This is a genomic window from Algibacter mikhailovii, from assembly GCF_014651495.1.
Taxonomy (GTDB): Bacteria; Bacteroidota; Bacteroidia; order Flavobacteriales; family Flavobacteriaceae; genus Algibacter_E; species Algibacter_E mikhailovii.
Genome location: NZ_BMWZ01000024.1, coordinates 1 through 4,104, shown reverse-complemented (window position 1 = coordinate 4,104; position 4,104 = coordinate 1). Strand labels below are relative to the sequence as shown.

The window sequence follows — 4,104 nt, the reverse complement described above, 5'->3', positions numbered from 1 at the left end:
AAGATTACATTTATCTTTAGACTTCAAAACACCGAATATGGTATATAAATTATCAGCTTAATTTCAATTTTAACCTGTAGCCATATTTCAGGACGAGACATTTGAGAGAAACATTTGAACCAAGAATTAAAAAATACAGAAAAACGAAAAGCTGAACCTCTGACAAATAAGGAATGGTTCACTTTCTTTATAATTCCTGTGAATCCTAACTCTCGTTTGAACTCAAAAAGTGCAAACCAAATTGAATACGAACGATATGAAAGGTTTGGATTTAAAAAGAAAATGGAACAAGCCGATACTGCACGAATTGCAGGAGTTTTATTTTACTTTTTTATAATTTTAATAGCAATTATTATTTATTACATAAAATTATGAGTTGGTCAATAATTTTATTTAACTCAAACGAAAAGATTCCATCTGATTTGGATTTCGATGAGAATATTCTCGAACCGATTTTATTTAGTGACATTCTGGAAAGGTCATTTTCGGAAATTAAATCTGACAAAAATCATAGAGAAATAAAAGGTTCAAATTTTTCGATTGACTTTTTTGTGGATAACGAACCAACTGGAACAAAAATGCTGAATTTATATGGAGAAAACGGTCTTTTTGAACTGATTGAATTAGCAAAAAAATATAAATGGCAAGTTTATGACACGAGCCTAAATGAATTTATAGATTTAGAAAATCCAAAAAACAACGGATTTGAAAATCACAAAAAATACGTTGAACAAATAATAAATCGGAAATAAAAACTGGCTACAACACCGTATATAATTTATTGCTAGTTCTAGCCTACTTACGAAAATCCTCGCGGATTTTCTATTCGGTTATTATTTGCTAAATTACGTGCTAAACCACGCAACAAACCATATACAAAACCGTTGTGTGTAATTATGACCAATGAGAAAGACTAATCCATTTCGAAAACCTGAAGAAGCTTGGACAGTTACGGAAAATGGTATTGAATTAGAATATCCGATTTTCCATCACGACCCAACAATTCCTGATGACCCAATAATAAAAAGAACAATGGAAGAAGTCATTGAAGATATTGATTTTTGTGGATGGGAAGGAAATAAAGAAGATAGAATTGTGGACAGCACAGGCAAGGTTTTTATTGCCAAATTTGAAAAAACGAAAGGATATTCATTACTTATAATACCAACTGAATTTTGGTCTGGAGTTTTTCCTGGAGAAGTTGAACGAACTATGAACATTGGAGAAATAAAAGAAATTATGATTTCTGGAATCAAAAGAAATGAGATTAGAATAAATGAAAATATTGACGAATTAAAAAAAGTAGTGAATTCTATGAGTTCGATAAAAGAGATTTTATTGAAATGCGAAAATTATTTTTAAAAAAACTACACACAACAAAGTGTAAAAATAATTGCTTGGTTCTTGCCTACTCGGAAAATCCTACGGATTTTCCTCTGGTTCGTTCCATTTTTGTTAAGTTAGTTGCTTAATCACGCAACTATCCTTACACCAACCGTTACCACACATTAAAAAAACATAATGACACCAAGCGAATTAAATATACTAGGATTATCATTAGATATTTTAGGTGTAATACTTTTATTTTTTTACGAACCACCAAAAAAAGAATCAGGAGCTTTATTGCTGCAATCTGCGCCTTCTAAAAGTGAACGAGAAAAAAAGAAACGTATAAAAAGAATAATCTCTACTGTTGCCTTAATTTTGTTAATTGTGGGATTTTCTATTCAAATATACTCTAATTTAATCGGAACGGATTTTTGTCAGAACCGCCAATAAATAACCCTATAATTAAAAATACTATCGGTATAAAAACACAAATCCATAATGGAACATTTATCATAATATTTAATTTTAAAAATTAATTTGTAATCCGACCAAAGCAAAGCGCAACTGTTGCGTGCGACTGACCTTTGGAACGTGAAATAAAAAAACGTGTGGTAACATTGTATATAAAAAATTGCTATTTTGTGCTTAACCAATGTGAGTTGCTTTGTTTGCTAGCTTCTGATTTTCCTTCGGAAAATCCTCGCACACAAACACGCAACATTTCATATACATAACCGTTACCAAACAGTTGAAAACCGAACAATGAAACAACTTTTGATTTTAATATTAACACTTTCAATTCTATCAAGTTGCGATCGAAAAAAATCCGACAAAACCCAATCTGAATTTAAGCCAAAAACGGAATTAAAAGTAGAAACGATATCTGAATCCCAAAAAGAAATAGAAACTATACAATCGAATAAGGAAAAAGATACAATTAATAATTATTGGGCTTTAATTATTGACACTATTTCCAGTAAAAAAGAATTTAAAATTTCTGACTTAAAACTTACTCTTGAATTAAAAACTTATAGCTTAAACGATAGTTCAATTGTTAGAAATTTAGCTCAAGGCGGAGAACAAGCATATTTAGACCATTCTCACAAAATGGTAACAGATTTTAAACTTCTGACTGACTCAATTGTAGACAAAAAACAAATCAACCGTACTGACTTTAAAAAATCGCTGATTCCTGAATTTTATTCAGAGTGTAATCTTTTGGCAACGGAAATTGACAGTATTCTAGGAAACACTGTTTACCTAAATTCAAGTTTAGGAGTTCCTGATTCTGATAATATTTGGGCAGTTTGGTATTCCTTAAAAATTGAAAATAATAAACTTGGTAATTTAGAAATCATAGAAACTGATTATATCGGATTATAAAAACCATTTGGTAACACCGTGTAAAAATAATTGCTTGGTTCTAGCCTACTCGGAAAATCCTTCGGATTTTCCTCTAGTTCGTTCCACTTTTGCTAAATTAGTGGCTTAACCACGCAACTATCCTTACACAAACACGTTAGCACCAATATAAAACCAACGATGAAACATTTAATTATCATTCTGACTTTTACATTATTTTTGACAAGTTGTAGAGGACAGAATAAATATTTCGAACCAAATGGAATAGTTGACAAAACAACGGAATATTCGAAAAATGGAAAAAGTTGGGTTTCTCTAAAAAACAAGGAAAGTATTGATGGATATACCAGAATTGGAGATTCAATTTTTGGTGGAGAAATCGCTTGTAATGTTGAACCTTTAAAAGGAATTGACATCGAAACATTTAAAGTACTTGCAGGAACAAGTTATGCTAAAGACAAAAACAATGTTTACTATCCTTTAGAACAACCTTGCATTGATTACGAAGATTGTGGAGTATGTTATTATGGTAAAATAATAATGGAAAGTGCAAATCCTGAAAGTTTTAAATATCTTGGAAAAGAATATGCGACAGACGGAAAAAATGTTTACTTCAGAGGAGAACTAATGCTATCTGCTGATGGAGAAACTTTTAAAGTAATTAATGGTCCTGAATTTTTCTTTTTTGCAACGGACAAAAATCACGTCTTTAAGCATAATGAAAAATTTGGAATTGCGGACTCAAAAACTTTCTATTATGATAAGACCGACAAAAGAAATATTGTTCGTGAATATGAGCATAAATTTATAATTGGAGACAAAAATAAAGAGTGGGAATTTATTCCTCCAAATACAATTAATGAAATAAAAAAGGAATAAATACTGGTGCTAACAATGTATAAAAAACATAGGACATTTGTGCTAAATCGAAAATTCTGTGCATATTATTAAAGTCCGCTAAATATAAAATTTGGCATTTATAATAGAAAAGATAAAAGCAAAATATTTATATTTAGCTAAGTAATAAACCGAAACGAAAGTGTTTTTTAACTGCCCTACGTTTCTTATACTAAACGTTGCCACCAATTATGAAAAAGATACTGCAAATAACCATTTTACTATTCTCAATCGGAGTTTTTGCGTGTACTTGCGATGACCCAAAAATTACTGAAAAGTTTAGTGAATCTGACTTTGTTGCAAAAGCTAAAATCGTTAAAAACTATAAAAACGAGAGTGCAAAAGAACTCTATAAAGCTGACATAGATATAAGCGATATTTATAAAGGCACAAAACAGACTTCGATTTATGTTGCTGGTCGGAGCGATGGAAAAATGGGAAGTTCTTGTGCAATATTTATTCCAGAAAACACGGAATTAATTATTTATGCACAAAAGAACAAAGATGGAAAATATA

The 4,104-nt window shown here is 30.5% G+C and carries 6 protein-coding genes and 1 pseudogene; all 7 read left to right on the top strand.

The genetic code is table 11. The annotated features are described in order from the left end of the window. Positions 1–114 precede the first annotated feature (114 nt). A complete protein-coding gene (locus tag IE051_RS18400) occupies positions 115–375 on the top strand; it encodes a hypothetical protein (RefSeq protein WP_189362879.1) in 261 nt (86 codons plus the stop codon). Continuing rightward, the gene (locus IE051_RS18395) at positions 372–752 is read left to right on the top strand and encodes a hypothetical protein (RefSeq protein WP_189362878.1); all 381 of its coding nucleotides are present in this window, start codon (positions 372–374) and stop codon (positions 750–752) included. The genes IE051_RS18400 and IE051_RS18395 overlap by 4 nt, the downstream gene beginning before the upstream one ends. Before the next feature lie 151 nt (positions 753–903). Continuing rightward, positions 904–1,362 carry a hypothetical protein gene (locus tag IE051_RS18390; protein ID WP_189362877.1) on the top strand — a complete coding sequence of 153 codons (459 nt, stop codon included), beginning with the start codon at positions 904–906 and terminating at the stop codon, positions 1,360–1,362. Positions 1,363–1,521: 159 nt separating this feature from the next. Further along, complete coding sequence (locus IE051_RS18385; protein ID WP_189362876.1) at positions 1,522–1,779, top strand: hypothetical protein; 258 nt, start codon at positions 1,522–1,524, stop codon at positions 1,777–1,779. Between the two features lie 312 nt (positions 1,780–2,091). After that, complete coding sequence (locus IE051_RS18380; protein ID WP_189362875.1) at positions 2,092–2,712, top strand: hypothetical protein; 621 nt, start codon at positions 2,092–2,094, stop codon at positions 2,710–2,712. 159 nt (positions 2,713–2,871) lie between these two features. Continuing rightward, positions 2,872–3,570: a DKNYY domain-containing protein gene (locus IE051_RS18375; protein WP_189362874.1), complete on the top strand. Its 699-nt coding sequence runs from the start codon at positions 2,872–2,874 to the stop codon at positions 3,568–3,570. Between the two features lie 209 nt (positions 3,571–3,779). After that, positions 3,780–4,104, top strand: a pseudogene (locus IE051_RS18370) (hypothetical protein); the annotation flags it as partial.